At 72.6% G+C, this 16,833-nt stretch carries 15 protein-coding genes and 1 pseudogene; 8 read left to right on the plus strand and 8 right to left on the minus strand.

Features of this window, described 5'->3' with window-relative positions:
• The 3 genes from OG599_RS25280 (at position 1) to OG599_RS25290 (ending at position 2,575) form a co-directional block, all read left to right on the plus strand.
• The gene (locus OG599_RS25280; RefSeq protein ID WP_327178248.1) at positions 1-1,032 is read left to right on the plus strand and encodes an ABC transporter ATP-binding protein; all 1,032 of its coding nucleotides are present in this window, start codon (positions 1-3) and stop codon (positions 1,030-1,032) included.
• A gap of 80 nt (positions 1,033-1,112) precedes the next feature.
• Complete coding sequence (locus OG599_RS25285) at positions 1,113-2,114, plus strand: alpha/beta hydrolase family protein (RefSeq protein ID WP_327178249.1); 1,002 nt, start codon at positions 1,113-1,115, stop codon at positions 2,112-2,114.
• Positions 2,115-2,122: 8 nt separating this feature from the next.
• A complete protein-coding gene (locus OG599_RS25290; protein ID WP_327178250.1) occupies positions 2,123-2,575 on the plus strand; it encodes an SRPBCC family protein in 453 nt (150 codons plus the stop codon).
• 71 nt (positions 2,576-2,646) lie between these two features.
• On the opposite strand, the gene OG599_RS25295 is transcribed toward OG599_RS25290, so the two are convergent.
• Positions 2,647-3,816 carry a hypothetical protein gene (locus tag OG599_RS25295; RefSeq protein WP_327178251.1) on the minus strand — a complete coding sequence of 390 codons (1,170 nt, stop codon included), beginning with the start codon at positions 3,814-3,816 and terminating at the stop codon, positions 2,647-2,649.
• Positions 3,798-4,451 (minus strand): annotated as a pseudogene (locus OG599_RS25300) (ABC transporter ATP-binding protein); the annotation flags it as partial. The pseudogene OG599_RS25300 and the gene OG599_RS25295, both read right to left, overlap by 19 nt.
• Positions 4,452-4,846: 395 nt before the next feature.
• Here OG599_RS25300 and OG599_RS25305 point away from each other — a divergent pair.
• Together OG599_RS25305 and OG599_RS25310 are read left to right on the plus strand one after the other, a co-directional pair.
• Complete coding sequence (locus OG599_RS25305; RefSeq protein ID WP_327178253.1) at positions 4,847-6,286, plus strand: gamma-aminobutyraldehyde dehydrogenase; 1,440 nt, start codon at positions 4,847-4,849, stop codon at positions 6,284-6,286.
• Between the two features lie 159 nt (positions 6,287-6,445).
• On the plus strand, positions 6,446-6,991 hold the full coding sequence (locus OG599_RS25310) for a hypothetical protein (protein WP_327178254.1): 546 nt from the start codon (positions 6,446-6,448) through the stop codon (positions 6,989-6,991).
• Positions 6,992-7,015: 24 nt separating this feature from the next.
• Here OG599_RS25310 and OG599_RS25315 read toward each other — a convergent pair whose 3' ends face one another.
• From OG599_RS25315 to OG599_RS25335, 5 genes are all read right to left on the minus strand, one after another.
• A complete protein-coding gene (locus OG599_RS25315; RefSeq protein WP_327178255.1) occupies positions 7,016-8,233 on the minus strand; it encodes a serine hydrolase domain-containing protein in 1,218 nt (405 codons plus the stop codon).
• A gap of 73 nt (positions 8,234-8,306) precedes the next feature.
• Positions 8,307-9,044, minus strand: coding sequence for a response regulator transcription factor (locus OG599_RS25320; RefSeq protein ID WP_327178256.1), 738 nt, complete (start codon positions 9,042-9,044; stop codon positions 8,307-8,309).
• Positions 9,041-10,339 (minus strand): sensor histidine kinase, encoded by a 1,299-nt coding sequence (locus tag OG599_RS25325; protein ID WP_327178257.1) that lies wholly within the window; start codon positions 10,337-10,339, stop codon positions 9,041-9,043. The genes OG599_RS25320 and OG599_RS25325 overlap by 4 nt, the downstream gene beginning before the upstream one ends.
• 108 nt (positions 10,340-10,447) lie before the next feature.
• Positions 10,448-11,152, minus strand: coding sequence for a glycerophosphodiester phosphodiesterase (locus tag OG599_RS25330; RefSeq protein ID WP_327178258.1), 705 nt, complete (start codon positions 11,150-11,152; stop codon positions 10,448-10,450).
• Positions 11,153-11,173: 21 nt separating this feature from the next.
• The gene (locus tag OG599_RS25335; RefSeq protein WP_327178259.1) at positions 11,174-12,208 is read right to left on the minus strand and encodes an adenosine deaminase; all 1,035 of its coding nucleotides are present in this window, start codon (positions 12,206-12,208) and stop codon (positions 11,174-11,176) included.
• A gap of 155 nt (positions 12,209-12,363) precedes the next feature.
• On the opposite strand from OG599_RS25335, the gene OG599_RS25340 reads away from it, so the two are divergent.
• Complete coding sequence (locus OG599_RS25340; protein WP_327178260.1) at positions 12,364-13,074, plus strand: DUF4190 domain-containing protein; 711 nt, start codon at positions 12,364-12,366, stop codon at positions 13,072-13,074.
• A 94-nt stretch (positions 13,075-13,168) separates the two neighbouring features.
• Here OG599_RS25340 and OG599_RS25345 read toward each other — a convergent pair whose 3' ends face one another.
• Complete coding sequence (locus OG599_RS25345) at positions 13,169-13,732, minus strand: NADAR family protein (RefSeq protein ID WP_327178261.1); 564 nt, start codon at positions 13,730-13,732, stop codon at positions 13,169-13,171.
• Between the two features lie 174 nt (positions 13,733-13,906).
• On the opposite strand from OG599_RS25345, the gene OG599_RS25350 reads away from it, so the two are divergent.
• Together OG599_RS25350 and OG599_RS25355 are read left to right on the plus strand one after the other, a co-directional pair.
• Positions 13,907-16,141: a hypothetical protein gene (locus OG599_RS25350; protein WP_327178262.1), complete on the plus strand. Its 2,235-nt coding sequence runs from the start codon at positions 13,907-13,909 to the stop codon at positions 16,139-16,141.
• A 161-nt stretch (positions 16,142-16,302) separates the two neighbouring features.
• Positions 16,303-16,785 carry a hypothetical protein gene (locus OG599_RS25355; RefSeq protein ID WP_327178263.1) on the plus strand — a complete coding sequence of 161 codons (483 nt, stop codon included), beginning with the start codon at positions 16,303-16,305 and terminating at the stop codon, positions 16,783-16,785.
• Positions 16,786-16,833 lie beyond the last annotated feature (48 nt).

Consider the following 16,833-nt stretch of genomic DNA (forward strand, 5'->3'; position numbering starts at 1 on the left):
ATGCTGGAGCTGGACGCGGCCACGGTCCGTTTCGGTGGACGAGCGGTGCTGGACGCGGTGGACCTCTCGGTCGCCGACCACGAGATCGTCTGCGTGCTCGGCCCGAGCGGCAGCGGGAAGTCCACCCTGCTGCGCGTCGTCGCCGGACTCCAGCCGCTCGACGACGGCCGGGTGTTCCTCGACGGCGCCGACCAGGCGGGCGTCCCGGTGCACCGGCGCGGCCTCGGGCTGATGTTCCAGGACCACCAGCTCTTCCCGCATCGGGACGTGGCCGCCAACGTCGCCTTCGGGCTGCGGATGCGCGGGGTGGACCGGAGCGCCCGGCGCGAGCGTGTCGCTGAACTCCTCGACCTGGTGGGCCTCTCCGGCGCGGGGCCCCGGGCCGTCGCGGGGCTGTCCGGCGGCGAGCAGCAGCGGGTGGCGCTCGCCCGTGCCCTCGCGCCCAGCCCGAGACTGCTGATGCTGGACGAACCCCTCGGCCAGCTCGACCGGGGACTGCGCGAACGCCTCGTCGTCGAACTCCGCTCGCTCTTCACGGACCTGGGCACGACCGTGCTCGCCGTCACCCACGACCAGGGCGAGGCCTTCGCGCTCGCCGACCGGGTCGTGGTGATGCGGGACGGCCGGATCGCCCAGGCAGGCACCCCGCTGGAAGTCTGGCAGCGCCCCGCCTCCGCTTTCGTCGCCCGCTTCCTCGGCTTCGACAACGTGGTCGCGGCAACGGTCACGGGCACGTCCGCCCGGACCCCGTGGGGTGAGGTGCCCGTACCGGAGGGATCACCGCAGGGCCGCTGCGACCTGCTGGTACGGCCCGCGGGCGTACGGATCGGCGCCCCGGACGACGGCCTGCGCTGCACGGCCGGAGCGCGCACGTTCCGGGGCGACAGGGTCGCCGTACGGCTGGCCCCCGAGCACGGCCCGGTCGTCGAGGCGGAGTGCGCGCTCGCCGACACCCCGGCCGAGGGCGCGGTCGTCGGGGTCACCTTCGACGTGGCGGGGACGGTGGTCCTGGCGGCGGTGCCGGAGGCCTGACGCACGGCGCCGGGCCGGGGCCCGGCGGCGCCTCCCGGACAGACGACCGTCCGGCAGGGCCGGGTCCTACGCTGTCGTCCATGACGCTCCAGGAGCCGGCCGAGCCGCACATATCCGTCCTGTACGACGACACCCGCCGTGACCTGCGTGACCCCTCCGCGCCCCGTCCGGTACGGCTCTACGTGTGGGAGCCGGTCCGCCGGGTCACCGACGCCGGTCCGCTGGTCGTGGTGTCGCACGGAACGGGCGGCTCCGGCAGTGCGATGAACTGGCTGGTGCGTCCGCTGGTGGAGGCGGGCTTGCGCGTGGTCGCGCTCGACCATCACGGCAACAACTTCGTCGACGGATACGAACCCGAGGGCTTTGTCCTCGGCTGGGAGCGCCCCCGGGACGTCACCGTCGCGCTCGACGCGCTGGCGGCCCGGGAACCCCTGGGACCGGTCGGTGTCGCCGGGTTCTCGTTCGGTGGGTACACCGCCGCGGCGCTCGCCGGGGCGCGCGTCGACCGGGACGTGGTGGCGGCCCTGCTCGGCGGAGAGCTGCCGGAGCCGGTGGTTCCGGAGTTCCCGGGCCTGATCGCGGCGGTACGGGAGAAGCGGACGCCCGAGGAACTGGCGGCGGCCGTCCAGGACTCCGGGGCGGACGTGTCCGACCCGCGGGTGCGGGCCGTCTTCCAGGTGGCGCCCGGCCTGGGGTCGCTGCTGACGCCCGGCAGCCTGGCCGCGATCCGGATTCCGGTGGAGCTCCGCTGGGGCGGGGCCGACACCATCACCCCGTACGCAGAGGACACCGCGCCGTACCTGGAGAACATCCCCGGGATCACCGGGCACTGCGTGGGACCCGACGTCCGGCACGAGGACTTCTTCGAGCACCTGCCGGGCGACGGGGAGGCCCGGACGCGGACCGGGGCGGACGCCGCCCCCTTCTTCCTGCGGCACCTCGCCGGGCGCACTCCGGGTACCCACCGGGGGCCCTGGACGCCCCGGGTCCTGACCGCCGCCGCGACAGCCCCGGGCGGTCGGCGCAAGCTGGAGACGGGTCCCGCCGGCACCGGAGGCGGCCCCGACCGGGAAGGACAGTGACGCGGATCATGAGCCAGTCAGCGCGCGAGGGCATCGACATCACCCGCGTACTCGACGCCCCCAGGCAGCGCGTCTTCCGGGCGTGGACCGATCCGGAGGACTTCGCGGCCTGGTACGGCGGCGACGCGGAGGTGCCGCTCGACCGGATGTTCATGGACGTACGCCCCGGAGGCAACTGGAGCCTGGTCCTGGTCGTGCCCGGCATCGAGATGCCGTTCCACGGGACGTACCTCGAAGTGGCGGACCCGGAGCGGATCGTCTTCACGCTCCAGGACGCGACGGCGCCCGAGAGCGCCGGCGAGACGGTGACCGCCACCTTCCACGAGCGCCCGGGCGGCACCACCGAACTGGTCTTCCAGCAGCGCGGAGGCCATCTCACTGCCGAGCAGTACGCCGCCGCCGAGGACGGCTGGGAGGCATTCTTCGACGCCCTCGCCGGCCGCCTCGCCACGCACCCCTGAGGGGTCCCGCACGAGAGCGCCGGGGCCCGGCGGGCAGCGGGACCCCGGCGCTCTCAGCCCACTCGGCCGTCTCAGCCCGACAGGGGCAGGGCCGCCAGCTGGGCGAGCACCCAAGTCAGCGGGGCGAACACCAGCAGCAGCGTCGCCGCTCGCAGCGCGGTCGCGGACCGCAGCACGGACGAATGGGCGCCCATCCGGTGCAGGGTCCGCGCGGTCCGCGCCCTGTCCTGCCGTGCCTCGATCGCCGAGGTCAGCAGGGACGCCATCGTGCAGCCCAGCACCAGGACCGCTCCGAGCGCGGTGAGCGGTCCGTAGGGACGTGACCCCGGTTCGTACAGCGCCATCGCCGCGATGGCGCCCGAGACCACGGCACAGACGATGCCGAGCGGCCGGCCGATGCGGCGGGCCTCGTCCATCAGGACCCGGCCCGCCAGCAGCCGCACGGCCCCCGGGCGTGCCGACTGGAGCAGCCGGCCGCAGAGGTGGGTGAGGCCGGGCCCGGCGAGCGCCAGGCCGGTCGCGGTGAGGACCCAGCCGGCCAGCACACCGGCGGGGGTGGAGTCGAGCCGGCCGGGCAGCGGGAAGGGGCTGCCCCCCGAGCCCCTGCTCGCGTACGCCTCCACGGCCAGCCCGGCGGCGGCCAGCGCCACACCCCAGGGCAGGCCCGCCGGAGCCGCGGCGGGGGAGACGGGTTCCTCCGCCGCGAACGGCTCGTCCGGCGCCGGGGCCGTGGGGCGGGCCCGCAGGGCCAGCGCGCTCGCCACGGACGCCGAGACGGGCACGAGCGCCAGCAGCACCAGCGCGGCGGCGAGCGGCAGCGGGGCACCGGCGCCCAGGAACTCCGCCGCGCCGCCGTCGAACGGCATTCCGGTCAGATCGCCACGCAGGTGCAGGAAGAAGAGCAGGGCCACCATCGAGCCGAGCGTGGTGGCGACAGCGGTGGAGACGGCGGCGAGCACCGACAGCCGGACCGGCCCGAGACCGAGAGCGGAGAGCCCGGCACGCGGCCGGGTGCTCGGGTCCGTACGGGCCACCGCGACGGCGAACTGCACGGTGGCCGCCAGCGGTACCGAGCACCACAGCAGCCGCAGCACCGAGCCCGCCGCCTGGGACGGGTGCCCGGAGGCGTGCCCGAGCGTGCTCAGCAGGAGGAAGCCCACCCCGGCGGAGGAAGAGGCGACCAGCAGCCGCCTGACCAGGACGAGGGGATGGGAGCCGCGGGCTAGACGGAGAGCGAGCACGCCGAGCGGCCTTCCGTGTCGGCCACGGCGGGCAGTTTGACGGTGGCGACCCGGCGGCCGTCCAGCATCGGGACCGTGCGGTCGGCGAGTGCGGCGATCTCCGCGTCGTGGGTGGCCATCACGACCGTGATGCCGTGCGAACGCGCCGCCGCAGTCAGGGTGCGCAGCAACTGGTTGCGGTCGGCTCCGTGCAGGGTCGCGGTCGGCTCGTCCGCGAAGATCACGGAAGGGGCGGCGGTGAGGGCGCGTGCCACGGAGATCCGCTGACGCTGGATCTGGAGCAGCGCGTGGGGCCGCTTCTTGGCAAGCGGCCCGATGTCCATGCGCTCCAGCCACTCCATGGCCGCCTTCTTGGCGGTGCGGTGGGAGACGCCGCGCAGCAGCAGCGGCAGCGCCGCGTTCTCCCACGCGCTGAGCTCGGGGACGAGCTGCGGGTCGGAGGCGATCCAGCCGAACCGGTCGCGGCGCAGTTGTTCGCGCATGCGGGGGCCCATGGTGTGGACCGGCACGCTGTTGAACCACACCTCGCCCTGCTGCGGCACCAGTTGGCCCGAGAGGCAGTGCAGCAAGGTGGACTTCCCGCTGCCGCGCGGCCCCGTCACGGCGAGGATCTCGCCGTCGCGGACTCCGAGCGAGACACCGCTGAGGCCCGGCGATCCATTGTGGGAGTGATGCAGGGAGCGTGCCCAGATCACGTCGTTGTCCGGCGGGGCCACCATGGCGTACACCTCGGTTCAGGTCAGTTTCCCGTTCCCCCGTACGGGGGAACGAAGACGCGGCCGATCGGTCACTGGGCACGGTAGGGAGTGGGAACGGGGTGTGCGAACAGCACGCGGCCCGGACGAGTTCGTTCTCACTCGATCGGGTGTATTCGGGCCGAGGTGGCCACAAGAGGCGAGCCGGTGTGAACAGGTCGTGGGGGCAGCGATCCGCAGGACGCCCTGGCCGACCGGCTTCTGTACGTACGCTGGCCATGAAGGACCGGACCGACGAGATACCGACGAGAGACCGACGAGAAGGAGTGGTGGCTGTGACCACCGAGGTGCGCCGTCTGCGCAACTACATCGACGGGGAGTTCCGGGACGCCGCCGACGGGCGGACCATCGATGTGGTCAACCCGGCCACGGAGGAGGTCTACGCGACCTCGCCGCTCTCCGGGCCGGCCGACGTCGACGCCGCCATGGCGGCAGCGGCCGCCGCGTTCCCCGGGTGGCGCGACACCACGCCGGCCGAGCGGCAGAAGGCCCTGCTCAGGATCGCCGACGCGTTCGAGGAGCACGCGGAGGAGCTGATCGCGGCGGAGTCGGAGAACACCGGCAAGCCGCTGGCGCTCACCCGCAGCGAGGAGATCCCCCCGATGGTGGATCAGATCCGCTTCTTCGCGGGCGCCGCCCGGATGCTGGAGGGCCGCTCGGCCGGGGAGTACATGGAGGGCCTGACCTCGATCGTCCGGCGCGAACCGGTCGGTGTCTGCGCGCAGGTCGCGCCGTGGAACTACCCGATGATGATGGCGGTCTGGAAGTTCGCCCCGGCCCTCGCGGCGGGGAACACCGTCGTCCTCAAGCCGTCCGACACCACTCCCGCGTCGACCGTCCTGATCGCCGGGATCATCGGCGAGATCCTCCCCGCCGGTGTCTTCAACGTGATCTGCGGAGACCGCGAGACCGGCCGCGCGATGGTGGAGCACCCGACCCCCGCGATGGCCTCGATCACCGGTTCCGTCCGGGCCGGCACGCAGGTCGCCGCCTCGGCGGCCAAGGACGTCAAGCGTGTCCACCTGGAGCTCGGCGGCAAGGCACCCGTCGTGGTCTTCGAGGACGTGGACATCGACAAGGCGGTGGCCGGCATCTCCGAGGCGGGCTACTTCAACGCGGGCCAGGACTGTACGGCTGCGACCCGGGTGCTCGTCCACGAGTCGGTGCACGACGCCTTCGTCGCGGCCCTGGCCGTGGCGGCCAAGGAGACGAAGACGGGCCTGCCGGACGACGAGGACGTGCTCTACGGCCCGCTCAACAACGCCAATCAGCTCGCCCAGGTCAGCGGGTTCATCGACCGCCTCCCGGCGCACGCCACCGTCGAGGCGGGCGGCCACCGCGTCGGCGACCAGGGCTACTTCTGGGCGCCGACCGTCGTCTCCGGGCTGCGCCAGGACGACGAGATCATCCAGAACGAGGTCTTCGGCCCCGTCATCACCGTGCAGTCCTTCACCGACGAGGCCCAGGCCCTGGAGTTCGCCAACGGCGTCGAGTACGCGCTCGCCTCCTCGGTGTGGACCAAGGACCACGCCCGCGCGATGCGGATGTCGAAGAACCTCGACTTCGGCTGCGTCTGGATCAACACCCACATTCCGCTGGTCGCCGAGATGCCGCACGGCGGCTACAAGAAGTCCGGCTACGGCAAGGACCTCTCCGCGTACGGCTTCGAGGACTACACCCGGATCAAGCACGTCATGACCTCCCTCGAAGGCTGACCGCACCACCACTCACCTCTGACCGCACCACCTCTCGGGCCGCACCGTGCGGCTCCCGCACGGCCCCCGGTTCTCCGGGGGCCGTGCTGCGTTCAGGGGGCTCGCCAGTTCCGCCGAAGCGCTTTTGAACGTGTTCATAAATGACGTACAGTGCAGGGCATGAGCGAGCGGGTCCTGTTGCGGCGCATACGCGTGTGGTTGGTCTTCTTCATCGTCTGTCTGGCACTGAGCGGGCTCACGGCCTTCCCGCTCGTGCACGAACTCCGCTGGACCGAGGAGCTGTTGGCCTCCTCCGCGTCGCCGGTTCCCGAGCATCTGCCCGCCCTCATGGAGTGGATCACCCGGGTGCGCACCGGGCTCGACGAGGCCGACGCGCACCACCCCTTCGTGCTGTACGGGACCGACTGGCTGGCCTTCGCCCATCTCGTCATCGCCGTGGCGTTCTACGGGCCCTACCGCGATCCGGTCCGCAACATCTGGGTGGTGGAGTTCGGCATGATCGCCTGCGCCGGCATCGTGCCGCTCGCCCTGATCTGTGGACCACTGAGGGGCATTCCGTTCTGGTGGACGGTCATCGACATGTCGTTCGGCGTTTTCGGAATCGTCCCGCTGCTCGTGGTGCGACGGCTGATCAAGCGGCTGGAGGCAGCCGGGCGGAGCGGCGCCGAACCGCCGCCACGGAGGGCGCCCGCTCCGGTGGGGTGAGGGGCCGGCAAGGCCCCTCGCCGTTCAGGGTGCGGACGGGGCGCCGTACGCGGCGATGATGATGTTCAGTGCCGTGGGGTTCAGCTCCTCGCCCTTGGCGTCCGTGGAGTTGACGCTGTAGACCAGGGTCCTCGACAGATCCCGGGTCGCGGCTATCGCGGTGTTGTAGCCGTAGCGGCCGCCCGTCTTTCCCCAGACCTCCCGCCCGCCCAGCGTCATCACCGAGAGCCCGGCGCTGTACTGGGCGGGGGCGCCGGATCCGTACATGTGCACGCAGCGGTCGGGCAGGGTGAACATCTCTTCCAGCAGGGGGCCGCGCACCACGCGGCCCTGGAACAGGGCCCGGGTGAAACGCTCCAGGTCGGCGGTGGTCGACACGATGTCTCCCGCCGCCCAGGCGTCCGCCGTACCCCAGACCGATACGTCCCTGAGCCCGGTCGTGCCGTCGGCCGCGGGGAAGAGTTGGTAACCATGGTTGTGCGGGCCCCGGATGCGCGCCTCACCCTCCGGGAAGTACGTGGAGTCCAGCCCGAGTGGGCGCAGGATGCGCGCCGAGACCTGATGGGCGTAACGGTCGCCGGTGACCTTCTCGATCAGCAGGCCCAGCAGGTTGTAGTTGATGTTGAGGTAGTGCTGACTCCGGCCCGGCGCGAACTCGGGCTCCTTCGCGGTCGCGGAGGCCACCATCTCCTGCGGGGTGTGCGGGTCGAAACGGTGGGCGTACCACTCCTCCACCGTGCCGCCCGGCATGTCGGCCGCCGGTATCCCACTGGTGTGGTTGAGCAACTGGCCCACGGTGACCCCGGCGTACGTGGCCGGGACGAGGGCGGGGAGGTAGGAACGGACGGTCCGGTCCAGCGACAACTTCCGCTCGCCGACCAGCTGGAGGGCCGTGGCCGCTGTGAAGACCTTGGTCACGGAGCCCGCCCGGAAGCGGGCGTCGGGGTCGGCGGGTCGGCCGGAGGCGAGATCGTGCACGCCGGCGCTGCCCCGCCATGTGCCCTCCGTGCCTCCGACCCGGACGAGTGCGGCCGTGGTGTCCTCCCGGGGGAGCCCCGCGATCGCCGCGGCCAGCGCGTGGGAGTCGGCGTCGCCGACGGTGGTGTCATCGACGGTGTTGTCGCCGCGGACGGTCGCGGCGGCGGCCCGGCCGGTCGCCGCGTGCCCCGGTGCGGAGGCCGGCCCGGCCAGGACGCCGAGGATCAGGGACGAAGCGAGCAGGGTGCGGGTTCGGGTCTTCATCGGGAGCCTCCGTCGTGGGATGTCGTTCCTTCTGCGGTGACTCCCATCCTGTTGATCCCGGGTGCCCCGCGGATCACCCGAGCGGGGGTTTGGCCGGGGGAACCTCCCTCCCCCGGGAGAGGGAGGCGAGGGCGTCTCCTCCCTCTCCCGGGGGAGACGGGGCCACCAGTCCCGTTTCGTAGGCGCAGATGACCGCATGGACGCGGTCGCGCAGGCCCAGCTTGGACAGCACGTTGCCCACATGTGTTTTCACCGTGTGCTCGCTGACGACGAGCGCCTCGGCGATCTCCGCGTTGGAGAGTCCGCGCGCCAGGTGCAGCAGCGTCTCCCGCTCCCGGCCGGTCAGCCCGGTCAGCCGGGCCGTGGCGGTGGACGGGGTGGTGGGCGCCGGCCGCGCCGTGTACTCGGCGATCAGCCGGCGGGCCACGGACGGCGCCAGCAGGGAGTCGCCGGCCGCGGCCACCCGCACCGCGTGCACGAGATCGTCCCGGCGCACGTCCTTCAGGAGGAAGCCGCTCGCCCCGGCACGCAGGGCGTCGAACACGTAGGCGTCCGTGTCGAAGGTGGTGAGCATGACGGACCGGCAGTCGCCCGACGCGCTGATCGCCCGGCACGCCTCGATGCCGTCCATGACCGGCATCCGGACGTCCAGCAGCGCCACGTCCGGGCCGAGCGCGCGCACCGCCGCCACGGCCCCGGCCCCGTCACCCACCTCCGCGACCACCTCGATGTCCGGCTGCGCGTCGAGGATCATGGCGAAACCGCTGCGCACCAGCTCCTGGTCGTCGGCCACCACCACGCGAATCGTCAACTGTCGTCCTCCTGAACGGGAAAGGTGAAGGGGATCGTCGCCGACACCTGGAAGCCACGGCCTCCGGGCGCGGGCCCCGTACGGGCCGTACCGCCGTGCGCCGCGGCCCGTTCCCGTATGCCGACCAGACCGAACCCCCGGGACGACGGCGGCGACACGGGTGGCGGTGACGGAGGCGGAGGTGTCGGAGAGGACGGGGCCGGGGAGGACGGTGACGGAGGCGACGGTGACGGAAGGGCCGGAACGGGGGCGTCGCCACCTCCGCCGTCGTCCGTCACCACGAGCTCCAACGCCTCCGCACGGTAGACGAGTTCCACGGTGACCCGGGAAGCGGGCGCGTGCTTCACGGCATTGGTCAGCGCCTCCTGCGCGATGCGGTGCGCCGCCGCTCCCACGTCGGACGGAACCGCCCGGGGCGCGCCCGTCACCACCTGGACGACCTCCGAGCCGCTCGCCCGCACCCGCTCGATCAGCCCGGGCAACTCGCCCAGCCCGGGCTGCGGTTCACGTGGTGTCGGCTCGTCCGCCGCACCGTCCTCGCGCAGCACGCCCAGCAGGCGGCGCAGCTGCGTCATGGCGTCCCGCCCCGCCTCCGAGATCGCCTCGAAGGCCGCCTCCGCGCGCTCCGGGGCCGTGCGTACCGCCACCGGTCCCGCCTCGGCCTGCACCACCATCAGGCTCACCGCATGCGCCAGGACGTCGTGCATCTCCCGGGCGATCCGGGCCCGTTCGCGGGCCGCCGCCCGCTCGGCCTCGACATGGCGCGTCAGCTCCAGTTGCTCGGCGCGCTCCTCCACGGCCCGGGTGTACTTCTGGCGGAATCGGGCGAGCCGGCCGAAGCCGTAGGCCCCGCCGAGGACGATGAGGGAGAAGACCAACTCGCGGATCTCGCCCGTGTTCCACGCGGTGGCGGGGAAGACCGTCGCGAGCGAGAGGGCCAGCAGGATCTGCCGGCGCGGCGAGGGGCAGGCGGAGCCCACCGTGTAGAGGGCGACCAGCGCCGTGTACGGCAGGGTCTGCCCCGGTCCGTCCACCGCGGCCGTGTAGAGCCCCAGCGTCGCCATGCAGACCAGCAGCACGGTGGCCGGGGCCCGGCGGCGCCACACCAGCGGCAGCACCGTCAGGGTCGTCAGCAGGTAGGCCGTGAGATTCGCCGGCTCCTGGCCCGGGTCACGGGGAAGCAGCCAGGGCACGCTCACCGCGGCCTGCACCAGCAGCGCCACCCCGGCGTCCGCCGCCCAGGGGCGGCCCCGCCACCCCACGCGCGCCCGCGCCCACCATCCCCGTACGTCCACCACGCCCCCGGCCGCGGGGCCGCACCCATGGCGGACCCGCGGCCATCATGCCGGACGGAGGCACGGAACGGGTTCCTCCCCGGACCGCCCGGTGGCCCGGGGAGGGCGTCAACCGCGTTGGCCCGGAGCCGAGTCGGCGAGCAGCCCGCGCAGCACGTCGATCCGGTTGGTGGTGATCGAGTCGACGCCCCGGGAGACCAGCCGGCGCATGGTGCGCCCGGTGTCGGCGGTCCAGGCGGAGACGAGCAGGCCGTCCTGGTGCGCCCGGTCCGTCAGGTCCCGGGTCACCAGCCCGAACCGGTAGTTGAGCCAGCGCGGGCCGATCGCCGCGAGGAGTGCGGGGCGGGGCGGGGCGAGGGTCGTCCAGGTCAGGGCGATCTCGGCCGAGGAGTCGTTGGCGCGCACCCGGAGCATCGCGTCGGGGCCCGCGCAGTAGTAGGCGCGGTCCCCCGCCCCGCACTCGCGCACCGTACCCACGATCGTCCGCACCGAGGCGTCGGTGGAGCCGGGCAGGTCCACCATCACCCGGTGCGGGCCGACCGCAGCCAGCGCCTCGCGCAGGGTGGGCACCCCGCCGCCGGTGCGCTCCGCCAACTCGGCGTGGTCGAGAGCGTCCAGGCGGACGTCATGGCCCCAGAGCCGCTCCAGCGTGGCGTCGTGGAGGAGGACGGGAACTCCGTCCCGGGTCACCCGGACGTCGATCTCGACCGCGTCCGCCCCCCGTTCGAGGGCGGACCGGATCGAGGACAGCGTGTTCTCACGGGCGCGGTAGGGATCTCCGCGATGCCCCACGGCGGTGACGGTGTGTGCCATGGGGCCATTGTCGCGGCCGGTTCAGCGGCCGGGGGCCGCCTGCCACTGTGCCGTGTACGTGTCGATCTCGGCGGCCAGCTTCCGCTTCCCGGCGGGGTCCAGGAAGGACGCCTCCACGGCGTTCTTCGCCAGCTCCGCGATCCCGCGCTCGTCCAGCTCCAGCAGGCGGGCCGCCACGGCGTACTCGTTGTTCAGGTCGGTGCCGAACATCGGCGGGTCGTCGCTGTTGACGGTGACCAGCACACCGGCCGCCACCATCTCCTTGATCGGGTGGGCGTCCAGGTCCGCCACCGCGCGCGTCGCGATGTTGGACGTCGGGCAGACCTCCAGCGGGATCCGCCGCTCCGCGAGGTGCTGGAGCAGCGCCGGGTCCTGTACGGAACTCGTCCCGTGCCCGATGCGCTCGGCGCGCAGCGACGTCAGGGCGTCCCACACCGTCTGCGGGCCCGTGGTCTCGCCGGCGTGCGGCACCGAGTGGAGGCCGGCGGCGATGGCGCGGTCGAAGAACGGCTTGAACTGCGGCCGGTCCACGCCGATCTCGGGCCCGCCGAGCCCGAACGAGACCAGCCCCTCGGGCCGCAGGTCCACCGCCAGCCGGGCGGTCTCCTCGGCCGATTCGAGCCCCGCCTCCCCGGGGATGTCGAAGCACCAGCGCAGTACGGTGCCGAACTCCGCCTCGGCCGCCTTGCGGGCGTCCTCTATCGCCTCCATGAACCCCTGCTCGGGGATGCCGCGCCTGGTCGAGCTGTAAGGGGTCACGGTCAGCTCGGCGTACCGGATGTTCTGCCGGGCCATGTCGCGGGCGACCTCGTACGTGAGCAGCCGTACGTCCTCCGGGGTGCGGATCAGGTCCACCACCGAGAGGTACACCTCGATGAAGTGGCCGAAGTCCGTGAAGGTGAAGTAGTCGGCCAGCGCCTCGGGGTCGGTGGGCACCTTGGAATCCGGGTGGTGGGCGGCCAGCTCCGCCACGATGCGCGGGGACGCCGAGCCGACGTGGTGCACGTGGAGTTCGGCCTTGGGCAGTCCCGCGATGAAGGGGTGGAGGTCGGTCATCAGGAATCTCTCCGGTGGTTCTCGGTACGCCGGTACCGACCGCCCGCGGCGCCCGGTTCTCCGGCAGGGGCCGCCGGTGGCACCGTTCATCGTAGGCCGCGGCGGAAGGGCGCGGCCCGGGCCGTAGCATGACGGCACCACTAGGGGGGAGTCACATGTCAGAGAACACCGAGCCGCCCAGCGGCGGGGAGGCACCCCGCGATCCCTGGGCCGCGCCGGAGAACAGGGTCGACCTGGGCAAGCAGGGCGGGGACGTCCGTCCGCCCGCGGTGCACGACCAGCCGACCGTCACGTCCGTACCGGGCGTCGAGGAGCCGCGGCAGGACGCCTGGGCGGCCCCGGTCGCCGGAGGATTCGGACCGCCGCCCGCACAGGGCGGCCCCGGGCCCGGTCCTTCCGCGATGCCCCCGCCGCCGGTCTCGCCGAACGGCCCGGGGCAGCAGCCGGTGGGGCAGTACGGCTACCCGGCGGCCCCGCCGCAGCCGTACCCCAACTACACCGGGTACGACGCCTACGGCGGCCAGGCGGTCTGGGCGCCCACCCCGACGAACGGGATGGGCATCGCGGCGATGGTGCTGGGCATCCTGTCCATCTGCCTGTTCTGCATGTACGGGGTCCTGAGCCTCGTCCTGGGCGTGCTGGCCCTGATCTTCGGCATCCTGGGCCGCAAGCGCGCGCAGCGGGGCGAGGCCACCAACGGCGGCCAGGCACTCGCCGGGATCATCACCGGGTCCATCGGGATTCTGATCGGCGCGGTGATCATCGGGTTCTTGATCTGGTTGTTCGCCACGCACGCGGAGGATTTCGAGGACAGCGGGTCCACGGACGACCCGTTCGCCTCGTCCCTCGTCGTCGAACAGTCCTGACCTCCGGGGAGCACCACGCCGTCCGTCCCACGCCGTCCGTCCGACCGGTCCCACGCCCGGCCGTGCGGGCGGCGCGTGGCTTTCGGGGCAGGACTCAAGCGGGCTCGGGCGCCCCGCTCCGAAGCCGCTCCCGCGCCTCCATCAGCGCGAACCCCAGCAGGTTCAGCCCGCGCCACCGCCCGGGGTCCTCGGCCCGCTCGTCGTCCTTCGCCAGTCCGATGCCCCAGATGCGGTCCACCGGGCTCGCCTCCACCAGGACGCGGTTCCCGGTGGAGAGCAGGTACGCGCGCAGCGCCGGGTCCTGGCCGAACTTGTGGACGCTGCCCGCCACCACGAGCCCGAAGCGCTCCCGCGCCCACACCTCCTCGTCGAAGCTCCGGACCAGCCGCCCCGCCTTCTTCGCCGCGGCCGGACTGCGGGCCTCCAGTGCGGCCCGCTCCGCCTCGGCGTCGCCGAAGAGCCTCGCCTTACCGGCCATCATCCAGTGCTCGGCGGAGGGGTACCTCACACCGTCGACGGTGAACGGCGACGGCCACCACTGGCTGAGGCAGGAGGCGCCCAGCGTGCCGTCCGGAAGGGGACGGTGACCCCAGAACAGCAGGTACTTGACCCGCTTGCCGCTCCTGGTCCGGGTGAGGAGATCGTCCATCGGTTCCATGACACGCGAGTGTGGCACCCGCCACTGACAACGACGGCGGCGACGGCCGCGCAACCTGACCGGCGGCTTCGTCCGAAGTGTGCGACGGGCGGCGATCATCGCCCCAACCGCCGTTCACTCGCCATGAGTTGCGGGACACTGTCGGGTTTGTGTGCGGGCGTATAACATCGCCCGATGCATCGTGACTTGGTGGGGGCCCTGGACGAGGGCGAGTTGCAGCCGCTGCGCGACTGGCTGAGCAGTAGACAGGTCGACACCGGCACGCTCCACGAGCTGCCGCAGTGGGATTCCTCGCGCTTCCCCGAACTGCTGCCGTCGAGCCGCCGGCTGGCCGACCGGACGGCCTCCGCGAACGCGGAGATCCTCGCGCAACTGCCGAAGGCCGCCGCCGCCCCCGGTGGGGTGCCGCTGCTCCTGCTGTTCGTCTTCCTGTCGGTCGAGGAGGAGTGGGAGAGGTCCTACCACTACCAGCCGATGTGGAACACGCTGCAGGGCGTGCAGGACTGCCTGCGCGACCACGGGGCCGTGGTGAGGGGCGAGGACGCGGTTCTGACGAGGGCCGTCCTCGCGCTGATGGAGAGCCTCTCGGCGCAGATCAGCGCCGAGAACGCCATGACCACGGGGCAGTCGGCCGCTCATGAGGCCGCCCTCGGGACCGCGGCGGCGAAGGCGCGGGAAGCGGCCGGGATCGCCCGGACCGCGTCGGCCGTGTACCCGGAGCTCAGCACCTACCTCGTCGGCCGGGCGGAGGAGTGCGAGGCCTACAACACGGTGGCCGGTGAGGCGGTGTGCGCGGTGCGCGACTTCCTCGCGACCGGGGCGTCGCTCGACCGGGCGATCGCGGACCTCGAAGCGGCCGAGGTCGGCGGAGAGATCACCGAGCCGGTGTACGTGAGCGAACTGCGCGCCCACCGCTTCTCCTTGATGGCGCTGAACGACGCACGGCACGACCCCTGGCTGAGGACCGACCAGGGGAAGATCGTCTATCTCTACCCGTTCGCCACCCGCGGTGCGACGCCTCAGCAGGTACTGGACAGCGTCGGCGCGGGAGCCGAGGAGTGGTTCCTGGGGGACGTGAAGCCGCTGTCGGTGAGCGGCTCGCTCAAGCTCGACGACGTCTGGGACGGTTCGGACGCCTTCAAGCGGCACTACGACGGCTCGTTCCTGACTCTTCCCCAGGTGGTCGTGGCGGGCGTCGGCGGCGGCGAACTGGCACGGCTCGACGCCGAGATACGGTTCTCGAAACTCGGCAACCACTACGTGCGTTTCACGACGGACATCACGGGCGTCGGTCCCGACGAGCTCTACGCGATGATGCTGCGTGCCGCACCCGAGCACGGCAACGTGCGCGTCGTGTTCGACGGCGCCCCGGGCAGGGAGTGGCCGCGGCTGGCGGATCTCGCCGTGCAACTGGCGGAGGACACGGGCAGACGCCTCGCCGAGACCGCGGACACGTCCGAGGCCGACGTCGTCGCGAGACAGGGCATGTTCCAGCTCGTCGTCAACGTCGACGCGGCCTCCACCACGCCCGGCCCCGCGAGGTCCCTCGTGCGGCGCGAGGTGCGGTCCGCGGGCGACCTGCTGGGGGCGGTGGGGGCGCAACTGCTGACCAACCCGGTCACCTTCCTGATCGGGGCTCTGGCCGAGTGGATCCGCTACGGGACGGACAACCAGCTCTCCTCGACGACGACGGGCCTGATCGGGGAGCGGACCGTACGCACCTCCAACACGACCGTCATCGTGGCGCCCGGAGTGGCCGCGTTCACCCAGGGCACCCGCGCGAGCGTGGCCGAGTTCGCCGCCTCGCTGGACGGACTCTTCGCCGGCTGGTCCGTCGAACTGGCCGACCACTACAGGCGGGTCGACGCCATCCAGGAGGACGTGGAGGCGGCGGAGAGCGACCACGGCGTGAGCGCGCAGGCTCTGGGCACGCTCGAACGGACGCTGGACAGCGAGAAGATACGGCTCAACGAGTTCGCCACCGGGGTCAGGTCCACGGTCGCGCTCATCCGCTCGCCCTCCCTGATGGCGTCACCCGTCGTGGCGGACAGCCTGCGGCTGCTGCTGGAGTGCTGTGGTTTCGAAGGGCGGGTCGCCGAGCTCAACGCCATGATCGAAGAGGTGACTCAGGAGCAACTCGGCGTGACCATAGAGAAACTGGCCCGGCAGCGCGAGGAGCAGGAAGCCCGGGAGGAGGAGCGGCGCGAGAGCGTGCAGCGCGCCAAGCTGGAGGTGTTCCTCGCGGTGATCGCCGCCGCGGGTGTCTCGGGGATCATCCAGGTGTTGCAAGCGGGGTTCTTCGGGAGCGACGCGGCCGCGGTGTGGGCGGTCGGAGGGGTGGTCGGCGTCGTGTCCCTGGCGCTCGTCCTGGGCTTGGTGGTCTGGCCCCGGACGCAGAGGAACTCCTGACGGGTCCGCCGTCCGCCCTTCCGGGGCCCTCCGCCGAGCCGCCGGCTCCCTCGCGTGACCCACGTCACGGAATCGGTGCCCCCGACCCGCGTAACGATTCCGCCCATCCGCTCTCTCTCCGTGTGAACGCACCGTCAACACACGGAAGAGGGAGGCCGGTCGTGACTGGCACGAGGGTAGGAGCGGCAGTCCGATGGCTGGCATCGGCGGCACCCGATCCCGGCGCCTGCCGGAGGGAGTGGGAGCGCGATCCGCGGGGGATCGCGCTCCTGCCCACCGGCAGGCGCTGGGACGTACTCATCCTGACCGCGCGGCTCGGGTATCCGACGCTCGACGTGCTCACCCGTCTGATCGACCGGCCCGGCCCCGTTCTCGCCGACTTCGGCGACGCCCGGATGGGCTTCTTCGTGCCGCCGGGCACCGCTTCGCGGTGGCTCGGCACGGGGGTGCGGGGCCTGGGAGCCGGTACCTGGATCGTGGTGCCGAGCCCGGGGCGGGTGGCCGGCGGGGTGCGCTGGCTGGTGCCGCCCGACGGATCGGGGACGCTCACCGACCCCGTACTGCTGGAGTTCGCGATGCACGAGGCGGCGGCTGTCGTGGCAGCGGGCGAACGGCACGCGGACGGCGGTGACCTGGGCCGATGAGGCGGTGAGGCGCCCCGGAAGGGGCGGCCTCGCGCCGGGGCGGCGGGA

Source organism: Streptomyces sp. NBC_01335 (assembly GCF_035953295.1).
Classification (GTDB): domain Bacteria; phylum Actinomycetota; class Actinomycetes; order Streptomycetales; family Streptomycetaceae; genus Streptomyces.